This is a genomic window from Dietzia sp. 2505, assembly GCF_040546785.1.
Lineage (GTDB): Bacteria > Actinomycetota > Actinomycetes > Mycobacteriales > Mycobacteriaceae > Dietzia.
The window spans coordinates 201,629-223,160 of the sequence record NZ_JBEPON010000005.1 but is presented as its reverse complement, the minus strand read 5'-3'; the positions used below and the strand labels follow the sequence as shown (position 1 = coordinate 223,160).

The following is a 21,532-nucleotide window of genomic DNA, read 5'->3' as shown; positions in this document are numbered from 1 at the left end:
ACGACGACGAGGTCTTCCCCTGCCTCCCGGCACCACACCCAATCCGCCGCGGCCCCGGCGTCGAATCCCGGGCATGCACTCCGCACCGCAGTCCCCTCGCCCCGCCGACTTCCATGTCACGGCGAACGGTGCGGACGTGGCAGGGCTCTTCGGCGACTACCCGGATGTCGACGCCGGGCACGATTCGCCTGACCCTGCCGAGTCCGAGCGCGGGGACTTTCTCGGCGCCATGCGCGCATCCTGGGACGACTGGATGCCCGTCGCCACCACGGGCTGGGGCGCGCTGGTGCTCATCGCCCCGTTGCTCGCAGTGCATGCCCTCGTCTGGGCATTCGGCGGGCGCCGGCCCCGCTAGGGGCTCCGCCTCCGCTAAGTACTCAGCCTCTAGGTGCTCGGCCTCGCGCCCACCCGCCACAGGATGGTGCGCTCCTTCGACCGCGCCGCGTGCAGCGGATCAGCACCGTCTGCGGCGCGGGAATGGCGTGGTGAGGTCTCGCTGGTCCCGACCACGGTCAGCCCGGCCGCGTCGATACGGTCGAGTAGGTCATTTCGGGTGCGCAGTCCCAGGTGTTCGGCGAGATCGGACAGGATCAGCCATCCTTCGCCCTGCGGTGTGAGGTGTTCCGCGAGCCCGCTGAGGAAGCGGTGCAGCACGTCGGAGTCAGGGTCGTAGATCCCCTGCTCCAGAGCCGAGGTCGGGCGGCCGGGGATCCAGGGCGGGTTGCACACGACCACGTCGGCCCGCCCGGAGTCGCCATCCTCGTCGTCGTCATAGGGCCACAGGTCGGCCTCTACTACCGTGACGCGGTCCGCGAGCCCCAGCCGAGTCACGTTGTCCCGGGCGCACTGAACCGCCCGCGGATTGATGTCGGTCGCCACCACCTCCCGGGCTCCGCGCCGGGCCAGGACGGACGCGAGCACGCCGGTCCCGGTGCCGATGTCCCACACGACGGGACGGTCGATTCCCTGCGGCCGGGGAGCGTCGGCGACCAGGTCGATGTACTCGTCGCGGGTGGGGGCGAAGACGCCGTAGGCAGGATGAATCCGAGCCCCCAGGGCGCCGACCTCGATGCCTGTGCGGTGCCACTCGTAGGCGCTGATCACGCCGAGGAGCTCGGGCAGCGAGACGAGAGTCTCCTCGCCGACGGCATCGCTCGTCTCGTCGGCGGGCTGGTCGACCGGTTGCCCGTAGGCGTGCGCGCAAGCGTCGCGGGCGTCGGGCGCTCGGCGCAATCGAACTGTGTAGTCAGGCTCCAGTGGGATGAGGATCTTGCCCAGAATCGCCGCACGCTGGGCGCGCGCTTTCCGGTTGTCGAAGAAGACCTCGCCGGGGTCGGTGGCTTGCGGCGCCCGCGACGCCCGCTTCTCAAGGCGACGGTCGAGGGCGCGCATCAGCTGACGGGCGTTCTGGAAGTCTCCCCGCCACAGCAGGCTTGAACCCCTTTGGGTGATTCGGAGAGCCTTGTCCGCGGAGATGTCGTCGGTGATAACGACGATTCCAGTGGGCGCCGGTGCGGCGTTCTCGGAGCGCCAGAACCCGATGCGCCGGGTGCCGCTCTCGTTCCACCTGACTTTGGTCATGGCGCGTCCAGGGGATGGGCGTAAGAGAGCAAGTTAATCCTTCGAACTGGCGCGCTCTCGCCGGCTTGGCGAAAGCACGGATACGCGACACGGCGACGAGACGAGAGTAGCGCCGTTCAGGGATTACCCGGTGCACACCGCTGACCCCGCCGCCACCGAGTCGAGACCACGCCTGTGTGCGTGGGCCGCATCGGCCTCACCGACTCGGCGGCGCTTCCCTCCTCATGGACTGGCGCAGGCCGGTCGCCGAGCCGTTCTTCGCCGCGACGCTCGCCGATGCGAGTGGCGTGACGTATCGCCGGCGGTACCGGGGGTCGGGCGGGCGCATCGTGGACTACTGGGATGAGGTCCTTGGTGACGACGACGAGGTCACCGCCCGCGTTAGTCCAGACGATCACTTAGCGTTCGTCTCGAGCTTGTCCGAGGCACGGACTGGCCGAAGGCGGATGTCCTGACCACTATCCAGGCCGATCCGGACGCCATCATCCGCGCCGATTCCCGGGGCTCGTTTATCGTGGACGGCTGCCCCGACACCGGCAAGACGGTGGTGGCCCTCCACCGGGTCGAGGATGGCACACCCTGGGCGCGGAAAGCACTCAAACCCGGCTCCCTAACAGGAAACCGGGCTTGAGTGACTTTGTAGCGGGGACAGGATTTGAACCTGCGACCTCTGGGTTATGAGCCCAGCGAGCTACCGAGCTGCTCCACCCCGCGTCGATTGCCTCACCGACAGTACGTGTGGCCGCCCCAAGGTCCAAATTGTTGGTCGAGTAGCTGCGTGTCTTGGGGACCGAGCCATCTTCACCGATACCCCGCGCATACCCAACAGCGCGGTGCCGATATCCGCCTCCCGCCTCGTCGCCGAGTTCGCTACGCGGCGCCGTTTCGGGCTAGACGTGCGCACCTGCGAATACACCGCGACCGGTCCCCACTTCTTCTCCGATACACGCGAGTCCGCGCCGGTTTACATGGGCCGCATTGGCCTCACCGACGCTGCCGGCAGTACCCTCCTCGTGGACTGGCGCTCCCCGGCTGTCGAGCCGTTCTTCGCAGCGTCGCTCGCCGACCCGAGGGGCGTGTCGTACCGACGTCGGCACCGTTGATCGGGCGGGCGCATTGTGGACTACTGGGACGAGGCCAGTGATGACGACGAGGTCTCCTCCCTCGACAGCCCGGACAGTTTCTCGGAGTTCGTCTCGAGCGTGTCCGAGGCGCGGACCAGCCGAATGCGGGAAGTGCTCAACACGATCGAACCCGATTAGAGCGCCATCGCTTACGCGGATTCCGATGGTGCCCTCATTGTGGCGAGTGCATCAAGCACCAAGGTAACCAATCGAATGTAAGTCGTTATCCAGACTTATTCGGCACTAAATGGTGAGGGCCAACAAGCCCGATATGTACCTTTCCCGTAACGCCGCCCGTGTCGTCGTGGAAGTACACGCGCGGAGCCAGGTTGCCGCCTCCTTCGGCAATTTTGAGATGCGCCAGCATTTGGACCCGCCCCGATGAATTGACGGCGGTATCTACCGGGAACACTCTCGCCCTTCTAAGCTTCTCACTGGTTTGAACGGATTGACTCTCTGTCATCGACAGCTTTTTCGAGGTGGCCGGCCATCCGAGGAGCGGCCCGCCAGCACACCATTCCCAAAATCCTCCCCCGCCCCAGCCGTTGGCGCGGTCTTCGGCATAAGCAGCAAGTGCCCGCAGTCCGCGCCAACAGTTGTTCCCCCACGCGAATGAACTTGAGGCAGTATCGATGTCCTCAAGTTCTCGTGGCGCGGAGTCTGGGATCCCGAGCCAATTCGACAAGTAAGTCTGAGCAGCCAACACCGCCTCCGACGTGTCTTGCACTTCATCGGGGACTCCCGCATCGATTTCGTGTTGCGTTCCCCAGAGGAGCTCGCTTAATCCCCGTGCCACAAGCTCCTCTTTAAGTCGCGCGAGATGACCCGTAGCTTTGGCAATTTCCTTCTCAAGTTCGCTCACTTCAGCGAGAGCAAGTTCCAGTTCGAATTCCCACTGCTCCCGGGAGGTTTCGAGTTCGGCTAGAGGAATCATCCCATCAAGAGCGTCACGAGACAGCCCTGCCGACTCGTGAAATACTGCAAATGCTTCGGGAATTCGTCGTCGGGTGGATAGCTGAGCCACAGAGTAGACAATCCGATCAATCGTCGTGTGATTACTCTGCTCTAACCTAGAACGCAGATAATACCTATGGCGCCAACCGTCCGAATCAGCTGGCACAATGGTCGGAACATAGATTCGAATACCTCCGCCCCAGATTGCCAAGTCGCCTAAAGAAGCCCGGAAGGCAGTGACGGCTTGACTGTCAAGAGTGATCACGAGTGCAACCCCCTCAGAGCGCGAGGCAATTTTGTTGGCCCACTTCAACCAAGAACCATCGTGTTCCCCGCCCGGTTCAGAGCAAACGATTATGGGGAGCGTCCTGGCTGGATCAGCCAGAAGGTCGGTCAGTATATCGATGCCCTCCGCCGGTATTGCTTGCGGCTCGGATAGGAGCCGACTGGGCCCAGTCTTGGGCATGAACGCAGCCTGTAGCATCTCTCGCACCACTCTTGGGCGGCCTACCGATACACGAAGGGTTAGGTCGTCTGACTCCATACGATTCTCAACAAGGGAGTGAAGAGCCGAGTCGTCCAACACAACTTGGATCACGGTTGTCCAGACGGTTGCTTCGCCCGGCTTGTAGTCGCTCGATTGAAGTTCAAAAGCTCCGTTATCGATTTGTCGATAGCGGATATCCCGCTGACGACCTTGGGATATTTTCAGCTGCGACTTTCCTTCTACAAGAGGAATCGGCTCGGTAGTGTCTTGCGCCCACGAGGCGGCACACTCCTTTAGCCGTTCGAAGGCTTCACTGCCTGCCTTGTCGGTCCACACCGCGCGATAAATGACGGCCATACGGGCTCCTTCATCGATGAGGTGTCGCCACGGAATGTCGCGATGCCCTATCTTCCCTAAGGATTCATCGATGTTCACGGAGTTGCGTCAAATGGGTTCGGGTATGCCCCGCGGACTCTGGCGGCGGGTTCTGGACCGCTACCCGGGCACGCGGTTCCTGGAGTTCTGCGCAGGTACCGAGGCCGACGTGGTCCTGGCCAACCTTTCGACCTCCATGCCGGGCGGCCGCGGCCGTCAGCTACGTGGAACGTCCGAGATCAGGCTCGTCAACGTGGATCCCGACTTCGGCGCGATCGCCGCCGGCCCCGACGGCTTCGCCATTTTCTGCGAGGTCGACGCGCCCGGAATGCTCTTCACCCGGCCCCGCCTCCGGGTGGACGCCTCCGTCCGCCAACTCCGTGGGGTGTTCCGCCCGGGCGACACCTGGGTATCGACCAATGACGTGTTCGAGCGCGACCGTGATGGCGTCTTCTGGATACTCGGGGCGGTGAGCGCGGTTGCCCACACCGCGCACGGGCCCGTGTATCCGATCCAGGTCGCCGACGCACTCGGGGACCTACCGGAGGTGGATCTGGCAGTGCCGTACGAGGCGCGTGGTGCCAGGGGTTCAGTCGCCGTCGTCGCGGTGAGCCTACGGGGCTCAGACCCCATCACCGCCGCCGACATCGGTGGCGCTCTGGCCTCGGTCCCGCCCGCCGCGCGGCCGGATCTCGTCCACGTCGTCAGCGACATCCCGTTCACCAACTGGTACCGCCCCGACGCCACCGTCCTCGCCTCCCGGGGTCTTCCAAAGGCCGGCCCGCGGATCTGGATCCGCGATCCCGACACGGGCGAGTACGTGCGACTGACCAAGGCAGTTCGGGACGGGCTGGTTCCGCCGATTTCCTAGACCAGTATCACGGTCTCTTAGTGCTCGTTGGTGGTCACCTCGAGGTCGTGGTCCTTGAGCGCCAGGTAGCCGACGAGCTCGGCCGACCCGTGCTGCAGGGGTACACGGTGACGATGTCCTCCAGGCGGGCGGTGCCGCGCACCGGGATCAGCGCCCGGATGCGGGAGGCCAGGCGTGCGGGGTCGACGACGACCTGGTCGGTCAGCACGGAGGTGTCGACCACCTCCATCGGGTGATGTCGCGCTTGCTCTTACCTTCAGCGGTACGACGGGCAACGTAGGCGATGGTCGGCTCGTGGAACCTGATCCGGACGATCACGGTGCGGTAGATCACGGCGTTCAGCTGCCGATGGCCGCCGTGGTTGATGCGGTGTCGACCGCTGGTGCGCGATCCAAGTCCGGTCGGCCGACCACTACACCCGCGGCCGCAGCGGGGAGGGCGTGTGATGTTCACCGAGATCGATCACCAGAAGTTCCGCAATCTGCGCATCACCCACGTGGCCACCCGATTCGAGGAGCTCATCAGCGACGAGGCCAACGACGAGCTCACCCCGGAGCAGATCTTCCTCACCGCCGTCGAAGACGCCCTCGACCAACGCCAAGCCCACCGGATCGACAAACAGATCCGCGCCGCCAAGTTCCCCATCCCGCAGGCCTCGATCTCCGAAATCAACTACCAGGAAGGCGCGGGATCACCCCGGTGCGGATGAAACGCTACGCCGGGCACCACCGGCGCCAAGACCCGACCAACCTGCTGGTGATCTCACCGGCCGGCGGGGGAAAAACCTACCTGGCCTGCGCCATTAAGATCGCCGCCTGCCGGAACGGGCACACCGTCACCTACGCCCGCATGGACGAACTCGCCCGCCGGCTGGTCATCGCCCGAGGCGACGGCATCCGCCACCAGAAAATGCTCTACGACCTGTCGGGCGTGGAGCTGCTAATCACCGACGACTTCCTCACCATAGGCATCGACCCCGAAGCCGCCAACGACCTGTTCGCCGTCCTGGCCAACCGGGAGCACCGACTGCCGACAATGATCGCCTCCCAATCCCGACCGGCGTACTGGCTCGAGGCACCTACCTGACATGGTCGCCGCCGACTCGATCGTCAACCGCCTGGCCAACAACGCTCGCGACATCAACCTCGGCGAAGTCGACATGCGCACCCAACGCGACGCCCAAGCCCGCGCCACCAACGGCTACTGGAAATAACCCCCGACGGTGCCGGCCCGCCTCACACACGGGCCGGTTCCGAGTCGCCGGAACAGCAGCACCAACTCACCGGACCCGCGGTACCGACAAGCACTATCTGCCAACCGCCCGCGGGAGCAGCAGATGCCGCGATGGGGCTCGGGGCCGGTGGGCGCATGCGCCAAGGAATCTATGCGGACGAGCGACCCCTCTCCGTTTACGACGAAGAGCGACCGTGGCGGGTGTTCATCCATCTGTGTTCCGCTGCGCAATGGACGGCGATCACCGACGGGGGGGTCGCCGCCGACGCCGACCGACCGCGAGCAATACGTTCAGCACTAAACCTCCTGGTTCGACTACTACGACGCCGACCGTAACGACCTCGCGGCGAGCGAGGCACTCGCGCGGGTGAAGACCGTGGGACGCGTGCTCCACGAACCCGAGACGCCGTTCACCTCCGTTCTTCCGCGGGCCGTGATCAAGCTCGAGCATTCAGGAACTGATCCCGGCGGGCCCGGTCAGTGGTGATGGTGGCGGACGAGCGGCTTCTTGGCAGGACAGTTCAGTCCGGGTCGACACCCAGGATCAGGTCGTGGATCTGCTGCTCTCGGCGCGCCTTGTAACCCTGAGCGATCGACACAATGTCCGCATCGGGTGCGAACTTGATCGCCGAGCCCAATGCGGCCATCGCGTCCGCCACATTCAGGGACACGTCAGCGCCAACGAGGCGCAGCGCCTGAGCCGTTTTGTCGGTCGGCATCTCTGGGAGCTTCTCGACATCGAAGGAACCCTCCGACTTGAAGACGAGGAAGACCTCGTCGCCGATTCCGAGGTCCATGTCTTCGAGGAAGCGCTTGATGCTGCCGAACGATGGCTGGTGGTCCTTGTAGGAGAACTTCTGGGTGCCAAGCCTTGACGGCAGTTCGGCATACTCCCCCGGCGACATCCGGAGGATCGTGGCCAAGGCCGTTGATGCGGGCCATCCGCTGCCCCGGAGGTGATCGAAACTCACCGTCGTTCGATAGAGCCAGTCGTCTCCGCGACGGTAGTAACGCTGGACCTTCGCAGGATTCTTGCCAGCCCCAGCCAGTTGGCCCGTGTCGTGTCGGACGATGCCATTCATCACTTGGAACGGCGGGCTTCCCGCGTAGACAGCGACCGAGTTTGCGGAGACCCCGAACCGGGCGACCAGCGACTCAACCACGGTCGCCAGCGGCAGCTCGCCATCGGCCTGCTCCAGGAGCTTGCCGATCTCTCCCCGAATATTGGTGTAACCCTCGAGACCCCATTCGGTCAGCGCGAAGTGCTCGCGGTCGACCTTGGTGAAGATCGGATCGGTGCTCACCTGGTTGCGGAGGCTTCCGGGAGCTCCGCGGCCCACTTTCTGGTGCAACTCGTCGAAGGTCAACGGCGCGCCCTCGATCGAAAGGATCGCCGCTGCCATGTCATTGAGCGAGGTTGTCTTGAGCAGCACGAATTGGTCTCTCACCTCGTACCCCAGGTAGATCAGCCAATCCTTGAGCCATGGAAGGGAGCCTGCCCCGACCTCGGAGATGGCGACGTTAGCGAGTCGGACAACGCCGTACCCGTCCGCTAACTCATCGAGGAAGACGGCTGTGTCGCGGCGCGCTGCTTCGAAGCTCGGCTCCGCGCACCAACCATTAGCGATCTCGTACGTATCATCGAGAACGTCAATAACCCTCCACGCCGGCTGGCCAACGGCCACGACCTCATCCGCCAGTGCTGGAGCCTCGGCGAGAAGGTCTTTTAAAGGCCGAACTCCCCGAACCTGCATCCGGACGAAGCGAGCGACCCGGCTGACCGGTGTGTCACCGGTAACGATGTCGTTGAGCCTCCCGCGTGCCTTCACTTCGAGCTGCCGCACGCGCTCGCGGGTGACGCCGAAATCCTTGCCCATTTGCTCGAGCGTCAGGGGGCGCCAGGCGAAAGTCCGCTTGGCAAGGATGGCTTGGTAGCGCTCGTCGAGAGTGTGGATCGCCCCGTCGAGGCAATCGGCGACGTTGGCGGCGCTGCTCGGTAGGACATCGTCTGCGCTCAGCTCCAGCAGCCGCTTGCGCGCCTGCACGGCCCCGTCAGGCGCGCCGAGTGGCAGTTCCGAGAGCACGCCCGTGTCGCCCAGCCCGACCAGCTGACGCCATTCAGCAAGCGATTCCAATTCCTGCAAGAGGCCACCGAGCCAGGGACCCGGCGTCTCGACCGCGATGGACGTATCTGCAGACGACTCCTCGCTGTTCACCGACGCTTGGGCCTGCGACGAGGACAGCACAACGAGTTCGCGCAGGATTGCTGCCACGGTTCCGACACCCGCGTTTCGGAACTCGAAGAGCGCCTCGACAGGAAGCTCGGCGATGTCCGTGCCCGTGCGGATCTGCTCGCGGTAGAGGACGTTCTTGGCCCGGACAGGTAGGTCCATCTTCGCCAACTGGACCTCAGTTGGGAGCCCCGGAAGCACCTCTCCGAGTGGCCACTTCCCCAGTCGGTCGATGATCAACGAGACGATGTCGGCGACTACCGGACTTCGCGATGCAAGATCGGTGTCGTCAATCGACCAATCCCACCACGCGCCGTGCTCCCAGACCCGATCGGCTGCTTTGCCGGGGATCCATGGGAAGGCATCTGCCCAGCTGCGAGGCCGCACGTCGAGGAACTCGAAGCCTGAGACCACCATTCGAAGTTCAGCCTGCCTTCTGAGCATCAACCTCGACCGCCACCTCGTCGGCCTTCGCCGGGATCACGACGCCGTATTGGATGTGGTCCCGCTTGCTCTGGACCGACTTGTCAGGGACACGGAGCGAGATGAGCCCAACGACTTCGTCCCTGGTTACCGCACCGGCTTCGGACGTCTCGTCGCGATCGGCAACGAGCGAGACCACCAGCACACCGCGAGTGTCGCTCTTGCCCAGTCCAGGGAGTGGCTTTCCGGATGGCACCCTCTCCGCGGCAAGGATGTTGCGCTTGTTCTCGCCGGTGAAGTCGATACGCGGATCCTTCCGACGACCGCGCTTGAAGATGGGAGCCGGGACCGTCAACTCAGGGTGGATCAACTCCCGACCGGGGGCAGCCCGTTGCGGCCACACGATGGCCCAGTCCTTGATCCGGCCCTTTTCAGTCGCCGTTCTAATGAAGGCTTTGAGGGGGTCGATCACGCTCTGATAGTTCGGGTGCCAGCTGTGCTTGTCGAGGAGTTCGAGGAATTCGTTAGCGCCGATGAGTCCGACTCGAGCGTGTTGCTGTCTCGTCGTGCCGTCGGAGTCAACGTACGGAAGAACCTCCGCCTTGTCGGCGAGCTTGAGAAGCGGGATGACCACGTTGTCGAGGTTCGACTTGTGTTGGTCCTCGACCGCGACCCGGTCCTTCATGGGAACCTCAGATGGGCGCGGCGGAATTGACGACAGCTGGTGGAATGCGCCGACGGACGCTCGCGCCTTCACGACGGCGTTGAACATCTTGTTTCGTGCGGTCGGCTTCAGCCAGGGCAGGTGCTGGCTGACAAGGGGTGGAATCTGACGAGGCTCGACGATCGGCTTCCCGTCCTCATCGAGGCCGGCGTACTTCCCCAGTTCGTCCCGGAACGCCTCCTCATCGAGGAGCAGGGCTTCGAACGCCTCGTAGAGATCGACCTTGTCGTCGCGCCGGATGTAGAGGCGGACGAGGTCGCGGTATCCCTCGCGGAATCCGAACCATCGACCAGCCTGCATGAGGGTGTCAGCCTGACCGGCCCTGCGGCGGAAGTACGAGATGGTGAGGCCCTCGACGGTGAAGCCTCGGCTGAGCTTCGCCCCGCCGATGAGAATGCGCCATACGCGGCCCTTGTCGAAGTCGAGTGACTCCTGCTGCGCCTGGGCATCCTTGTCAGAGTTCACGATGAGCACAGGGGCAGCACCTCCGCTCGTCATCTCCGCGATGGCTTCCGGGATGTAGGGCTTGAGCTCGTTAAAGGTCGCCGGGACCGGAGCGCCGTCCGCACGCGCGGCCATCACAGGTGCGAAGTCATCGTCGAACAGTCTCCGCAACCTGCTGAGCCCCTCCCCAGAGGTAAACTTCCCGGTGTTCCACAGCCCGCGGACAACGGATGCTGAGTCGATGTGCGCGGCGTTGCGAACGTCCTCGTGGACCAACATGGTGTGGTGCCGGAACGGAATGCCAGTCTTCGCCTCGCGGTACATCTTGATCGCACCGCTGACCACCCACGCGTCGAGCGCAGCGCGCAACTCCTCCTTGTGGAGACCCGGGTCTACGTCGGGGTCACCCGAAACCTCGCGCACGTAGGCGAGCTCGTTCGACGTTTCGACGGTCTTGGGGGTCGTCTCCCAATCCGGGTCGATGTCGTGGAACTCCTGAACGCCCATGTACTCGGGCGGCCTCGGCAGCGACAGGACGAAGTCTGACGGGAAGAGGTCGATCTTGTCGGTCTCATCCGGGTCGATGAACACGTTTGCGAACGGCGTTGCCGTGTAACCGACGTACTGGGCTCGCGGCACGATCTCGAGGATCTCGGTGATCTTCTCGTTGATCTTCGTGCGTTCCTTGGACTTCTTGGGGTCCTTGGTGTTGACCGATGCGACGTCGGACTCGTCGTCAATGATGAGGGCAGGAAGCTCTTTGAGCATGTCCTGCATGGGCTTGAGGTCCTTGATCAGCTTGGTCAGCGGCGCTGAGTTCTTCTTGACGATCACGACGTAGGCGTCGGTGTGGAAGAGGTTCTCCTCCGCGTTCAGCGGTTTGGTCTTGTCGTGCCGCTCGTAGCGCAGCTGCGACATCCCCTGCGGCAGGCTCTTGTAGTCGCCCTTGTGTGTCGTGACGCGTCGGATCCGGGCAACGCCCGGCTGGTCCAGCGCCTCTTGGGTGTGCCGGACGAACTTGTCGGCCAGCCAGTCCTCGTCTTGCTGGTAGTCCAGACCCTTGGCGACGTCAGGATCGTTTGGATCCTGACCTGAGAGGACGTTCTCAACGCCCATGAGCTCCATGTCGATGCGGCGCTGGGTCTGCGCCCGCAGGATCTCGATGGTTCCGGTCATCACGATGACGAGCCGATAGCCAGCGTCGATGGCCTTCGCAATGACACCGGTGAAGTTGGCCGTCTTCCCGCTCTGCACATAGCCGACCACCAGCCCCTTGGTCCGCTTGATGTCGGGGCGCGTCGGATCGGTCAAGCGCTCAATGACGGCATCCGTGCTCTGGTCAATCGTGGTGATCGAAGCTGCCGGCCACTTCTTCTCCTGCGCCAGGTACTTCTCATAGTGGTCCCAGTACATCGTGCTCCGCTGGTGTCGCACGGCTTCATACCAGGGTTCAAACTCCCTGGAGATAACGTAGACACCCTCGACGTGGACCGGGATCTTCTCTCGGAGAAACGCCTCTGCCTCGTGACTGAGACCGAGCGCCTTGACGACCGCTTCGCGTCTGGCGATGGTGCCTGACCCGGTCTCCTGCCCATCGGCTCCGATCAGCTTCAGGTCGTTGCTCGCGTCCCATTTCGCCAAGGCTAGGCGGAGCTGGATCATGCCGGGGTCGTTCGGCGGCGCCTGCGCGACGAAATGGAGCAGCTCCTCCTCGGTCACCTCTTGTTGGGCAAAGAGAGCGAGCATCGGTAGGACCGGGGCTGGAGCTTGCTCGGCGAGGCCCTGAAGCAGGTTCTTCAGTGGCTGGGACAGGCTGGAAGCAGCGTTGCTCATTTGGCAATCTCCGGGGCTTCGACAAGTCCGGCGAGCGCGCCGGGCAACGTGTGATTCTGGAAGTGGGTGACGTCTACTCTGTATGAGAGGTCCGACACAACCTTGATGTTCGGGACGACCGGATTGAGTCGGGCGAGGGTCAACGCGGGGAATCGGACATCGACGTCGTAGGCCCTGAACTCGCTGCGTTTGGCCCAGAACGTCGAGTAGAGTTCGGCATCGTCGTCCTTCCAGCCAATGGCCTCGAGGGCCTCATCAACCTTCGGGCGGTGGCCGCCGGACTTCGCACGGATCTGCGACACAAGCTGCGCCAGGGTACGACCTCCTTCGATGTTGCTGCGGGTCAGCTGGATCGACACCAGGTTCAGAGGTACGCCACGTAGCGGGACGAGCTGCGTGAACCCGTGCATCATGTGGCGACGCTGCTCCCCGGACGTCGTCTTGATCTCGAGGTGCACTTCACCGAAGACGAAGTCATGCTCCTCCGAGAGTGGCCCTTGCCACGAGGCCACCGCCGGCCCAGCGCCGATCTTGTTGACCAAGTACTCAAGGACAAGCAGTTCGCCGAAGAGACCAACTTCCTTGTCGGGGCTGAGACCAGCCTTGCCTGCGAACATTCCTCGGTGTCTCTGGATGGCAGATGCCACCGCCACGGCGAGGGGCTCGCCCTCGATCTGAAGCTCGTCAGCGATGCTCGTGAGGAGCCCGTACGCGCCATGGAGGTTGTCATCCACGAAGACGGTCAGCTTAGCCAAGTCTCCGTCATCCGAGACCACCGGCTTGAACGTGATGTTGCGCCACTTGGCTACATCCGGCTCCGGCGGCGCGAAGGGCGTTGTAAGTGTGATCGCGCCGCTCGCTGGGTGGATGTCGAGTGTGCAGGACGGGGTCCCGCTGATCGGAAGCACGACCGGGTTGCCGGCAGCCCAGAAGGTATCGACGTTCGCCAGGGAGTAGTGACGGGCGTCGTTGAGTGTCTCACTCATAGCGCATCTCCTCTTCGGCCTCGACGGCTGCGCCGAGGATGGCGCGCCAAAGGGCGATGTTGTCCTTGTCCTTGGGCCCCAGGTTGGTGCCCTCGAAGATCTGGTGAGTCAGCAGGAACATCAACGCTTTGACCAGCGGCGCGTCGTTCAAGCTGCTTCCCTGGGGAGCGAATATCCAGCGGTATCGCTGGTTGAGGAGCAAGGTGCTGTTACCGAAGTCGATGTCGAAGAACTCACCTTCCGGCATGCGAGTCCACCGGATCTCGAGTGAGTCGGACTTGATCAGCCCGAGCTCGGCCTCGATCTGCTTGCGGACTGCGGGCGCAAAGCCACGGTCGGGCGCGATGACGGGGTGCCGCTTCATGGTCCGCTTGTTGGCGGTCTTGTACGTGGCTTCTGCGTCCTGGAGGTATTGGTCGAACGTCGTGCCATCTGCGGCGGACGCGTGGGCGAGGGCGTCCTTGAAACCCGCTTCGAAACGGAGCCCCGACTTCTCCGGGTTCATCGTCAGCAGATTTCCGATCGCCGACGCATCATCGATCACAACTCGAGCCAGCTGGCGCTGAACCGTGTGATTGGCGGCGGCTGACCAGCCGCCCACTTGCAGAAGGCGATCATTCCTGTAGATGTAGAAACCTTGGAACTTCTCACCGGACTTGCCCTGGATGCGATAGCCCGGGATGTCCGTCTTGGGAGGCCAGATGTGGCACTCCAGCTTCACCTCGTGGCCGCCCGCCGAGGCGACGACCGTCTTCGGATACCCGGGCCGGCCCGACGTGGCGTAGCCGAAGGGGTCGATCGCCTTGACAGGCGTGCCGATCGCCTCGTTCGCGTACTCGACCTCGTCAACGAGGACGTCGATGATGATGGACTTCTTCGCGATCAGCCGGTGGAACGTCACGCCCAGGTGCTGGCGCACTTCGAGCTCCGTCTTCGACAACCACTCGCGCGCCTCCGTGGCGTTGCGACCGCGATAGGTGCTGCGAAGTCCTGACCAGACCACCGTGGTCCCCCAGGCGACGTCGATCTGCTTCTGTCGCTGTTCCTGGACCTCGGTAGCCGCATCTGCCGACAGCACTTCGCAGGAGAAGTCCTTGGCGAAATTGGCTCGCTTGATCCGCCTTCCGACGGGAACGGCGCCGTATCGGCTCGACCAGACCGTCAGCACATCGCTGTGCCCGAAGGAGGCGGCTTTCAGACCCACACCGAAGTGACCCAGGTCGGTGTCGCCGTACTCGCGCTGGTGTCCCAGCGTCATCGCCTGATCGGAAGCGGCTGAGTCCATGCCTTTACCGTTGTCGACCACTTCGACCTGCACCAAACGATCGTCCTTGGTCAGCAGCCGGACCGAGATCCGGGTCGCCTCGGCGTCAATGCAGTTGTCGACGAGGTCGGCGATTGCCGACTCGAATGTGTGGTGCGATCCGAGGCTCTTGACAAGGCCGGCGTCGGGCTTGAGCTTGATCGTTTCGACGACCTCAACGTCGTTCACATCTACCATTCGACGTCCTCGAACTCGCTGACGTCAAAGCCGAGAACGCGGCTGTTCTCCTTCACCGTGCGTACGACATTCTCCCCGAAGCCGCTCGAGTTCTCGGCACGGATGTCGAGGACGATCTCGACGTTCTCCGCTCCCTCTGCTGCCGCGATGTGCCGGAGGGCCTCTTCGATCGCCTGCTCGACACTTTCGCCCATGGCGTCCGGCTTCGCGGTGTCGACTCCAAAACGCGCACGGTAGCGGCCGTTCTTCACCGATTGCAGTTCCGCCGCCGCGGTCGTCTTCTTAGGCGGCCTGGCCCGCTCGCGCTGCTGATCATCCTCGGTCGGGAACTCTTCGGGACGACTCGAGGGGTCATCGACCAACTGCGCGAACAGAACAGCTCGAGCGCCAACGAGCGGCCTCCGTGCCCACCACAGATGCAGTGTCGAGGGGTGGCCGTGCCGGATGCTCTTCTCGCGCGCTGACTCGCGATTGATCACCTCCAACGGAAGTGAGACCTCGATCAACTTGCGCTTGTACGACACGCCATCTCCCTCGGCGCAGCAGGATCACCTCGTGTGCTCTCTGTTGCGAATGTAAACGTACCGAGATAGCCCGGCAGATCGGAAACAACCGCGGAATTAGGTCACTAGCCCCGGTGATTCATGGGGTGTGACGGATTCGGTTCTTTACTGATGTTGTGTCCTGCTGGTCGTGAAGGCATGTTTGGGTGCCGGCTGGCGCTGCCGCAGGCCCACACGCCAAATCGAGCTCACCGTCACTCCACAGCAGCAGGCCTCACGGCCCATGAATCACCGGGGCCAATGGGAGAGGCATGTGTGCACCGAAGAGCCCCGAATCCCCGTGGAAATTGCTACATGTCGCTCGACTGCAAGCGCTTGACCACCGTTGAGGCGAGCTGCCCTTCCGGCACCCGGAACTCGGACCACTTGTCGCCGCTGGAGGATGAGGTAGCGGCCGAGAACACGCGTCGCCCCCTCGCGTTCACTGTGGTGTTTGCCGCAAAGACAGGACTAGGCACCAACCACGACTGCCTGATCGAGCCTTGAGCAACATCCACGAAGACGAACAACATGTCCAAGTCACCGCGAGGGTAGAACGAGGAATCTCGAACTATGGCTTGGAAGCGGCCTCGTTGCACCACGAGGCCATCTGACATCCTGGCCTTCACCTGAACTGCGAGGGTCACCGTGTGTCCGCGAAGGTGAAACACGAGGTCAACGCCTTCATCGTCAATGACGGACGTCGACACGTTCAGCTTCGCGCGGGACTGCAGGATGCAGGTGGCGGCGACAAGTAGCTCCGCCGCCTTACCCATCCGCCCGGAGTCCGGTGACTTCTGGAGATAGTCGTCCGACGCCATTACTGGACTATAGAGAGTGATTCTCGCTGCAAGCGTCAGAGTCGAGCGCTTCGGTGAAATGCAGGCCGCGACGCAACGAACTCGCGTCTCCTGAGGCCGACCCGGGAGCGCCTTCGGCTCCCCTTTCCAAGTGCAGGGCTCTCGGCCCCGCACCTAGATCGAGCCCCTACCCCACCAGCGGGCCGCCGAGCTTCCAGTAGCCCAGGAATGCGACCCGGTCCTTGGGCATTGCTAGGTAGGCGGTGAGGTAGCGGCGCAACCGTGTGGTGGCACCGGCCTCGCCGGCGATCCATGCGTAGGCACTGGGATCGGCAGAGATATCGGCTCCGTCCCCTGCGCCCCAGTCGCGGACCGCACGCTCCAGCGCGCTGTCGTGGGCGCTGTCTGAGCTGTCAGCCGAGGAACCGCCGCCCGTCACAACATCCGCCTCAACCAGGTGGATGCTCGTGCCCGGCGCGGGCGCGTCGAGGGTGTTGTCGGCCGGGTTCGCCAGCTCAAGGAACACATCCACAACAGTGCCCTCGGCCAGTCCCGCGAGGATGTTGCGAATCGCGGGCAGGGCGGAGGCATCGCCGACCAGCAGCAGCCGGCTGGGCGGCTCGGGCGGCGTGTAGTGGATGCCGTACCCGGTGTAGCCCGCGCGGGCGTCGGGTCCGGTGAGCACCAGCTCGTCACCGGGGGCGCACGTCGCAGCCCAGGTGGACGCCGGCCCGGCGGGCTCGTGCAGGAACACGTCCACGTCGATCTCCCCCACCTCGGGCCGGGTCGCCGCAGGCGTGTAGGTCCGCAGAGCGTTCCGCCGGTCCTCGGGCAGCTCCTTCCACCGCGCGTACCAGTGCGAGGGATGCGGGGTGGGATCGGCGAGGAGCCCGAAGTCCGGCCGGGAGCCGTCGGCCATCGGGAGCACCAGTTTGATGCGCTGATCCAGGCCCCAGTCGGCGAAGTGTCGTAAAGCGTCGCCAGCGAGGGTGATGCGGCGAAAGCCCGGGCTCAGCTGTAGCGACTGCGTGACGGTCACCGGGAAGGCGCTGTACTCCCACGGGCGGGTGGGCGCGGAGCTCGTCGTCGTCATCGGGTTGTCTCCTCCTGCACGTGGACGGGAACCTGCACGTGGACGGGCTGCTCTACGTGCACGGGTCGGCCACGCGGCACCACGAGCGGGCCGCCGGTGACGGGATCGGGGATCACCACGTTGGGCAGGTCGTAGACCTCCTCGACGCGCTCGCTGGTCACCACCTGCTCCGGGGTCCCGGTGGCCACGATGCGCCCGTCACGCATGGCGATGATGTGGTCGGCGTAGCGGGCGGCGTGGTTGAGGTCGTGCAGCACGGCCACCACTGTCCGGCCGCCGCGGTTGAGGTGGGCGAACAGCTCCATCAGTTCCACCTGGTGGGCGATGTCGAGGAACGTGGTGGGCTCGTCCAGCAGCAACAGGTCGGTCTGCTGCGCCAGGACCATTGCCACCCACACGCGCTGCCGCTGGCCACCGGAGAGTTCGTCGACCGGGCGCGCGGACAGCTCCCGCGTGCCGGTGGCCTCGAGCGCCTCGCGCACGGCCTCCTCGTCAACGGTGGACCACTGGCGTAGCAGGCTCTGGTGCGGGTAGCGGCCGCGCGCCACCAGGTCGGCCACGGTGATGCCGTCGGGGGCGATCGCCGACTGCGGCAGCAGACCCAACCGGCGGGCGACCTCCTTGGCGGGAATAGAGCTGATGGCCTTGCCGTCGAGGATCACGGTCCCGGACCGGGGCGCCAGCAGGCGCGACAGGCCCCGCAGCAGCGTGGATTTGCCGCACGCGTTGGGGCCTATCACCACAGTGAACGAGCCGGCCGGGATCTCGGCGGACAGTCCGGTGATCACGGGGTCGGCGTCGTACCCCAGCGTCACGTCCTGCGCGAGGAGCCGGGAGGTGGAAGCGGTCTGGTCAGGCACGGCGGCGGATCTCCTTGATGATCATGACGACGAGGTACAGCCCTCCCACGGAGACGGTCACCACGCCGACCGGCAACCCCACCGGCAGCACGTGCTGCGCGATGAGGTCCGAGGCCAGCAGGAGCAGCGCCCCGACGAGTGCGGAGAGGGTGAGCGAGAGGTACGGGGTGCGTGCCAGGCGCGTGGCCACCTGCGGGGCGGCGAGTGCGACAAACGCGACGGGCCCGATCACCGCGGTGGCCACGGAGACCAGCAGGACCGCGATGAGCAGCGCGAGGGTGCGCACGAGGGCGGGTCGGGCGCCGGTGGCGGTGGCGACGTCGTCGCCCAGGTCCAGCTGGCGCAGGCGGGGCGTGAGGGCGACCAGCACGAGCAGCAGTGGGATTCCGCAGGCCACGGCCCCGGCGACCGGCACCGCGGTGACGCCGTTGAGGGTGCCGACCCCCCAGGCGGAGGCGAACATGGCGGTCTCGAGCTCGATCTGCAGCAGCAACCAGGTGTTGGTGGAGGCGAGGAGCGCGGCCACGCCGATGCCGATCACGATGAGGCGGAACCCCTGCACCCCGCCGCGGTGGGCCAGCCCCCAGATCACCGCTGCGGTGGCGAGCCCGCCGACGACCGCGCCGGCGGTCACGAGCGGCCACCCCGCCGAGGTGAGCACCAGGGTCAGCAGCATCCCGGTGAAGGCGCCGTTGGACAGGCCGAGGATGTCCGGGCTGGCGAGCGGGTTGCGGGTAACGGTCTGGAAGAGCGCACCGGAAATCCCCAGGAATCCGCCCAGCGCAATAGCAGCGAGCGTGCGCGGCAGCCGCCACTCCAGCACCACCGTGCGGTCCAGCGCTCCCCCGCCGCCGAGGAACACCTCCACCACCCGGCCGGGGCTGAGCGTGTAGGTGCCGAGCCCGAGGGACAGGACCCCCAGGACGACGACGACGAGGACCACACTCACCGCAACCCCGATGCTCCGGGCCCGGACCGGCAGTTCGAGCCGTCCCACGCGCAGGACCCGGCGCCGGTAGCCGAGGTTGATCGGGGCGGCGTCAATCGGAGCGGTGCCGGTCCGAGTGGTGCTGCTCCGGGCAATGTCGCTCCGGGCGTCGATTCGTGTGCTCATGACAGGCTGCTCGCCTTCCGCCGGCGGGCCAGGATGATCAGGACGGGCGCGCCGACGAAGGCGGTGACGATCCCGACGGGAATCTCGGCGGGCGCGATCAGCACGCGGCCGAGCACGTCGGAGAGAAGGACGATCACCGGTGCCAGGAGCATGGAGATCGTGAGGATCACGCGTTGGTCGACGCCGAAGATCCAGCGGGCGACGTGCGGGACCATGAGGCCGATAAAGGAGATGGGTCCGGCGAGCGCGGTGGCGGTGCCGGCGAGCATGGTGACGGCGACGATCACCCCGATGCGGATGCCCAGGATGTTGGCGCCCTGCGCGCGGGCCACGTCCTCCCCCAGCGCCAGCGCGTTGAGTCCGGGCGTGAGCACCAGTGCCAGGATCACGGCCACACCGATGAACGGCAGGAGCGGGACCAGCACCTCGAATCCCCGTCCGAGGAGGGAGCCGGCGTTCCAGGAGCGCATGTGCTCAAAGGCGTCGGGGTTGCTCAGCGTGAGGCCGGTGGTCATGCCGGAGAACACCGCGCCCAGCGCCACCCCGGCCAGGGTCAGGCGGATGGGGTCGGCGTTGCCGCGCCCGGAGGAGCCGATGAGGTAGACCGCCACGGTCACCACGAACGCGCCCAGGAACGCGGGCCAGACGAACTGCGAGGAGTCGCTGAGCCCGAAGAAGCCCACGCCCACGGCGATGGCAAAGGCCGCGCCGGCATTGACGCCGAGGATGCCGGGGTCGGCGAGCGGGTTGCGGGTGAACGCCTGGATGAGTGCGCCCGCCGCGCCCAGGGCGACACCGGCGAGCACGCCGGTGACGGTGCGCGGGATGCGCAGGTCCTGAACCACGAACCGGGCCTCGGGCGAGCCGCCGCCCCGCAGGACCTCCCACACGGCCCCCGGCGGGAGCGTGTTGGAGCCCACCATCACCGACAGCGCCACAGAGAGGACCAGGAGCACAACGAGGCCAGCCAGGCCCAGGGTGATGCGGACTCGCCGGCCTGTCGTCGCGGCCTCGTGGTGCGCCGCCTTGTCCGACGCTGCTGTCCCCGTCCCGTCGCACTGGGGCGAGGGACGGGGACCGGAACGGGTGGCGGCGGTGGTCACTGCTGCGATCGGAGGAACTCTTCGATGTCGTCGAGCACCAGCTCGCCGCCGCGGGGGCCGACGCCGGAGACCCAGTAGCTGGTGTCCACCAGGGTGACCGAGGGGAACTCGGCACTGTTCAGCGTGATGGCGTCGGGGATCGTGGACTGGTCGGTCACGTCGGAGGTGGTGACGAACACGTGGTCGGCCTTGGCCTGGAGGATGTTCTCCGGCGAGATGTCCGCCTGGAGGCCGTCCTCCCAGTTCTGCTCGGGGATGGTGAAGCCCACGCACTCCAGGGCTCCACCCGCGAACGAGACTGGGCCATACAGGCTGAGCGTGGTCTCATCGCGCGGTCGGACCATGTTGGCGGTGGTCCCCTCGACGGAGAACTCGTCCTTGATCTCCTCGCAGCGGTCGTTGAAGCCGTCCAGCAGCTCCTGCGCCTCGTAGGTCTTGCCCAGGGCCTCGGCGATCAGGAGCACGTTCTCCTGCCACGGGTCGGCCTGGGTTTCCATGAAGACGGTCGGGGCGATGGAGTTCAGCTGCTCGTACAGCTTGGAGTGCCGCGAGTCGGTGCCCAGGATTAGGTCGGGCTGCAGCTCGGCGATGGCCTCGAGGTCCGGCTCCGGCACCGTGCCCACCGGCTGCACGCCGTCCACGCCCAGGTACTCGGGCACGCCCGCGACGTTGCTGGCCACCGCCGCACCGACCGGCGTCACGCCCAGCGCGACAGCCGTATCCAGCTCGACAGGCTCCAGGACCACCACACGCTGCGGCGACTCCGGCACCTGCGCCGTCCCCCGCGCGTGCTCGACACTGCGCGTGATCTCCGAGCCACCGGCGGTGTCCGACTCCTGGGCGTTCGAGGAACAACCGGTCAGCACCAGGACTGCGGCGAGCGAGGCGGACGCGAGAGCCACCGCACTGGACGAGAACGTTCGGCGTAACCCCGCTCGGCGGGATAGTGACGTGCGCATGGAGATGGGACCTCCCGGAGTGGTGATGTGCTTGGTGCCGGCCGTGGGCCGGCCACCAAGTTAGGCAAGGGTAACCTACATCACGACCGGTCGCAGGGTGGTCGAGCCCTCGGGAGGTCCCGTAAACAGACTGATCAAGGCGGGTAGTCGCAGGGTTCCCAACCCAGTACATTCCTGGCGGTCAACAACGCCTAGACCGACAAGCCCCTGGGGGTTCGCAGGCCCATCCGCCACAGCATCGTTCCCTCCCGCACCCCGGCAACGTACAGCTGCGGCTGGTAAGAGGTGATGGCC

General features: G+C 65.2%; 20 protein-coding genes, 1 tRNA gene and 1 pseudogene. 7 read left to right on the top strand and 15 right to left on the bottom strand.

Going from position 1 to position 21,532, the window contains the following annotated elements:
* Window positions 1-73: 73 nt before the first annotated feature.
* Complete coding sequence (locus ABIE38_RS11760; RefSeq protein WP_354056452.1) at window positions 74-355, top strand: hypothetical protein; 282 nt, start codon at window positions 74-76, stop codon at window positions 353-355.
* A gap of 29 nt (window positions 356-384) precedes the next feature.
* Here the strand turns inward: ABIE38_RS11760 and ABIE38_RS11755 are convergent, their stop codons facing one another.
* A complete protein-coding gene (locus tag ABIE38_RS11755) occupies window positions 385-1,581 on the bottom strand; it encodes a methyltransferase (RefSeq protein ID WP_354056450.1) in 1,197 nt (398 codons plus the stop codon).
* A 224-nt stretch (window positions 1,582-1,805) separates the two neighbouring features.
* Between ABIE38_RS11755 and ABIE38_RS18125 the strand changes: the two genes are divergently transcribed.
* Window positions 1,806-2,036, top strand: coding sequence for a hypothetical protein (locus tag ABIE38_RS18125; RefSeq protein WP_502914773.1), 231 nt, complete (start codon window positions 1,806-1,808; stop codon window positions 2,034-2,036).
* Between the two features lie 185 nt (window positions 2,037-2,221).
* Here ABIE38_RS18125 and ABIE38_RS11750 read toward each other — a convergent pair.
* Window positions 2,222-2,295 (bottom strand) — tRNA-Met (locus ABIE38_RS11750).
* Between ABIE38_RS11750 and ABIE38_RS18120 the strand changes: the two genes are divergently transcribed.
* Window positions 2,259-2,684 (top strand): hypothetical protein, encoded by a 426-nt coding sequence (locus ABIE38_RS18120; protein WP_502914777.1) that lies wholly within the window; start codon window positions 2,259-2,261, stop codon window positions 2,682-2,684. The genes ABIE38_RS11750 and ABIE38_RS18120 overlap by 37 nt on opposite strands.
* Before the next feature lie 244 nt (window positions 2,685-2,928).
* On the opposite strand, the gene ABIE38_RS11745 is transcribed toward ABIE38_RS18120, so the two are convergent.
* Complete coding sequence (locus ABIE38_RS11745) at window positions 2,929-4,581, bottom strand: hypothetical protein (RefSeq protein ID WP_354056448.1); 1,653 nt, start codon at window positions 4,579-4,581, stop codon at window positions 2,929-2,931.
* Here ABIE38_RS11745 and ABIE38_RS11740 point away from each other — a divergent pair.
* Window positions 4,574-5,392 carry a hypothetical protein gene (locus ABIE38_RS11740; protein ID WP_354056447.1) on the top strand — a complete coding sequence of 273 codons (819 nt, stop codon included), beginning with the start codon at window positions 4,574-4,576 and terminating at the stop codon, window positions 5,390-5,392. The genes ABIE38_RS11745 and ABIE38_RS11740 overlap by 8 nt on opposite strands.
* Before the next feature lie 34 nt (window positions 5,393-5,426).
* Here ABIE38_RS11740 and ABIE38_RS11735 read toward each other — a convergent pair whose 3' ends face one another.
* Window positions 5,427-5,615, bottom strand: coding sequence for a hypothetical protein (locus tag ABIE38_RS11735; RefSeq protein ID WP_354056445.1), 189 nt, complete (start codon window positions 5,613-5,615; stop codon window positions 5,427-5,429).
* A 222-nt stretch (window positions 5,616-5,837) separates the two neighbouring features.
* Between ABIE38_RS11735 and ABIE38_RS11730 the strand changes: the two genes are divergently transcribed.
* Genes ABIE38_RS11730 through ABIE38_RS11720 form a run of 3 tightly spaced genes read left to right on the top strand, consistent with a single transcriptional unit; the run spans window position 5,838 to window position 6,605 of the window.
* The gene (locus ABIE38_RS11730; protein ID WP_354056443.1) at window positions 5,838-6,101 is read left to right on the top strand and encodes an ATP-binding protein; all 264 of its coding nucleotides are present in this window, start codon (window positions 5,838-5,840) and stop codon (window positions 6,099-6,101) included.
* On the top strand, window positions 6,098-6,478 hold the full coding sequence (locus ABIE38_RS11725; RefSeq protein ID WP_354056441.1) for an ATP-binding protein: 381 nt from the start codon (window positions 6,098-6,100) through the stop codon (window positions 6,476-6,478). Before ABIE38_RS11730 ends, ABIE38_RS11725 begins: the two co-directional genes overlap by 4 nt.
* 1 nt (window position 6,479) lies before the next feature.
* Window positions 6,480-6,605 (top strand): hypothetical protein, encoded by a 126-nt coding sequence (locus tag ABIE38_RS11720; protein ID WP_354056440.1) that lies wholly within the window; start codon window positions 6,480-6,482, stop codon window positions 6,603-6,605.
* A gap of 541 nt (window positions 6,606-7,146) precedes the next feature.
* Here ABIE38_RS11720 and ABIE38_RS11715 read toward each other — a convergent pair.
* From ABIE38_RS11715 to ABIE38_RS11665, 11 genes and pseudogenes are all read right to left on the bottom strand, one after another.
* The gene (locus ABIE38_RS11715) at window positions 7,147-9,300 is read right to left on the bottom strand and encodes a sigma factor-like helix-turn-helix DNA-binding protein (protein ID WP_354056438.1); all 2,154 of its coding nucleotides are present in this window, start codon (window positions 9,298-9,300) and stop codon (window positions 7,147-7,149) included.
* On the bottom strand, window positions 9,281-12,280 hold the full coding sequence (locus ABIE38_RS11710) for a Z1 domain-containing protein (protein ID WP_354056437.1): 3,000 nt from the start codon (window positions 12,278-12,280) through the stop codon (window positions 9,281-9,283). Before ABIE38_RS11710 ends, ABIE38_RS11715 begins: the two co-directional genes overlap by 20 nt.
* The gene (locus ABIE38_RS11705) at window positions 12,277-13,266 is read right to left on the bottom strand and encodes a PD-(D/E)XK motif protein (RefSeq protein ID WP_354056435.1); all 990 of its coding nucleotides are present in this window, start codon (window positions 13,264-13,266) and stop codon (window positions 12,277-12,279) included. Before ABIE38_RS11705 ends, ABIE38_RS11710 begins: the two co-directional genes overlap by 4 nt.
* A complete protein-coding gene (locus ABIE38_RS11700) occupies window positions 13,259-14,767 on the bottom strand; it encodes an ATP-binding protein (RefSeq protein ID WP_354056433.1) in 1,509 nt (502 codons plus the stop codon). Before ABIE38_RS11700 ends, ABIE38_RS11705 begins: the two co-directional genes overlap by 8 nt.
* Before the next feature lie 290 nt (window positions 14,768-15,057).
* Window positions 15,058-15,291, bottom strand: a pseudogene (locus ABIE38_RS11695) (DUF1156 domain-containing protein); the annotation flags it as partial.
* Window positions 15,292-15,620: 329 nt separating this feature from the next.
* Window positions 15,621-16,130, bottom strand: a complete 510-nt coding sequence (locus tag ABIE38_RS11690; RefSeq protein ID WP_354056432.1) for a hypothetical protein — start codon at window positions 16,128-16,130, stop codon at window positions 15,621-15,623.
* A gap of 166 nt (window positions 16,131-16,296) precedes the next feature.
* Window positions 16,297-17,202, bottom strand: a complete 906-nt coding sequence (locus ABIE38_RS11685; protein WP_354056430.1) for a siderophore-interacting protein — start codon at window positions 17,200-17,202, stop codon at window positions 16,297-16,299.
* Window positions 17,199-18,062, bottom strand: coding sequence for an ABC transporter ATP-binding protein (locus ABIE38_RS11680; protein ID WP_354056428.1), 864 nt, complete (start codon window positions 18,060-18,062; stop codon window positions 17,199-17,201). Before ABIE38_RS11680 ends, ABIE38_RS11685 begins: the two co-directional genes overlap by 4 nt.
* Entirely contained in the window at window positions 18,055-19,176 is a 1,122-nt protein-coding gene (locus ABIE38_RS11675) for a FecCD family ABC transporter permease (protein WP_354056426.1), read from the bottom strand. The genes ABIE38_RS11680 and ABIE38_RS11675 overlap by 8 nt, the downstream gene beginning before the upstream one ends.
* Complete coding sequence (locus ABIE38_RS11670) at window positions 19,173-20,279, bottom strand: FecCD family ABC transporter permease (protein ID WP_354056424.1); 1,107 nt, start codon at window positions 20,277-20,279, stop codon at window positions 19,173-19,175. The genes ABIE38_RS11675 and ABIE38_RS11670 overlap by 4 nt, the downstream gene beginning before the upstream one ends.
* Window positions 20,276-21,238, bottom strand: coding sequence for an ABC transporter substrate-binding protein (locus ABIE38_RS11665; protein ID WP_502914772.1), 963 nt, complete (start codon window positions 21,236-21,238; stop codon window positions 20,276-20,278). Before ABIE38_RS11665 ends, ABIE38_RS11670 begins: the two co-directional genes overlap by 4 nt.
* Window positions 21,239-21,532 lie beyond the last annotated feature (294 nt).

Excerpts from the sequence above, each read along its gene's own strand:
- ABIE38_RS11700 (WP_354056433.1), bottom strand. The coding sequence starts at position 14,767 with ATGGTAGATGTGAACGACGTTGAGGTCGTCGAAACGATCAAGCTCAAG.
- ABIE38_RS11710 (WP_354056437.1), bottom strand. The coding sequence starts at position 12,280 with ATGAGCAACGCTGCTTCCAGCCTGTCCCAGCCACTGAAGAACCTGCTT.
- ABIE38_RS18125 (WP_502914773.1), top strand. The coding sequence starts at position 1,806 with ATGGACTGGCGCAGGCCGGTCGCCGAGCCGTTCTTCGCCGCGACGCTC.
- ABIE38_RS11675 (WP_354056426.1), bottom strand. The coding sequence starts at position 19,176 with ATGAGCACACGAATCGACGCCCGGAGCGACATTGCCCGGAGCAGCACC.
- ABIE38_RS11725 (WP_354056441.1), top strand. The coding sequence starts at position 6,098 with ATGAAACGCTACGCCGGGCACCACCGGCGCCAAGACCCGACCAACCTG.
- ABIE38_RS11730 (WP_354056443.1), top strand. The coding sequence starts at position 5,838 with ATGTTCACCGAGATCGATCACCAGAAGTTCCGCAATCTGCGCATCACC.
- ABIE38_RS11720 (WP_354056440.1), top strand. The coding sequence starts at position 6,480 with ATGGTCGCCGCCGACTCGATCGTCAACCGCCTGGCCAACAACGCTCGC.
- ABIE38_RS11690 (WP_354056432.1), bottom strand. The coding sequence starts at position 16,130 with ATGGCGTCGGACGACTATCTCCAGAAGTCACCGGACTCCGGGCGGATG.
- ABIE38_RS11705 (WP_354056435.1), bottom strand. The coding sequence starts at position 13,266 with ATGAGTGAGACACTCAACGACGCCCGTCACTACTCCCTGGCGAACGTC.
- ABIE38_RS11665 (WP_502914772.1), bottom strand. The coding sequence starts at position 21,238 with ATGCGCACGTCACTATCCCGCCGAGCGGGGTTACGCCGAACGTTCTCG.
- ABIE38_RS11685 (WP_354056430.1), bottom strand. The coding sequence starts at position 17,202 with ATGACGACGACGAGCTCCGCGCCCACCCGCCCGTGGGAGTACAGCGCC.
- ABIE38_RS11740 (WP_354056447.1), top strand. The coding sequence starts at position 4,574 with ATGTTCACGGAGTTGCGTCAAATGGGTTCGGGTATGCCCCGCGGACTC.
- ABIE38_RS11715 (WP_354056438.1), bottom strand. The coding sequence starts at position 9,300 with ATGCTCAGAAGGCAGGCTGAACTTCGAATGGTGGTCTCAGGCTTCGAG.
- ABIE38_RS11755 (WP_354056450.1), bottom strand. The coding sequence starts at position 1,581 with ATGACCAAAGTCAGGTGGAACGAGAGCGGCACCCGGCGCATCGGGTTC.
- ABIE38_RS11760 (WP_354056452.1), top strand. The coding sequence starts at position 74 with ATGCACTCCGCACCGCAGTCCCCTCGCCCCGCCGACTTCCATGTCACG.
- ABIE38_RS18120 (WP_502914777.1), top strand. The coding sequence starts at position 2,259 with ATGAGCCCAGCGAGCTACCGAGCTGCTCCACCCCGCGTCGATTGCCTC.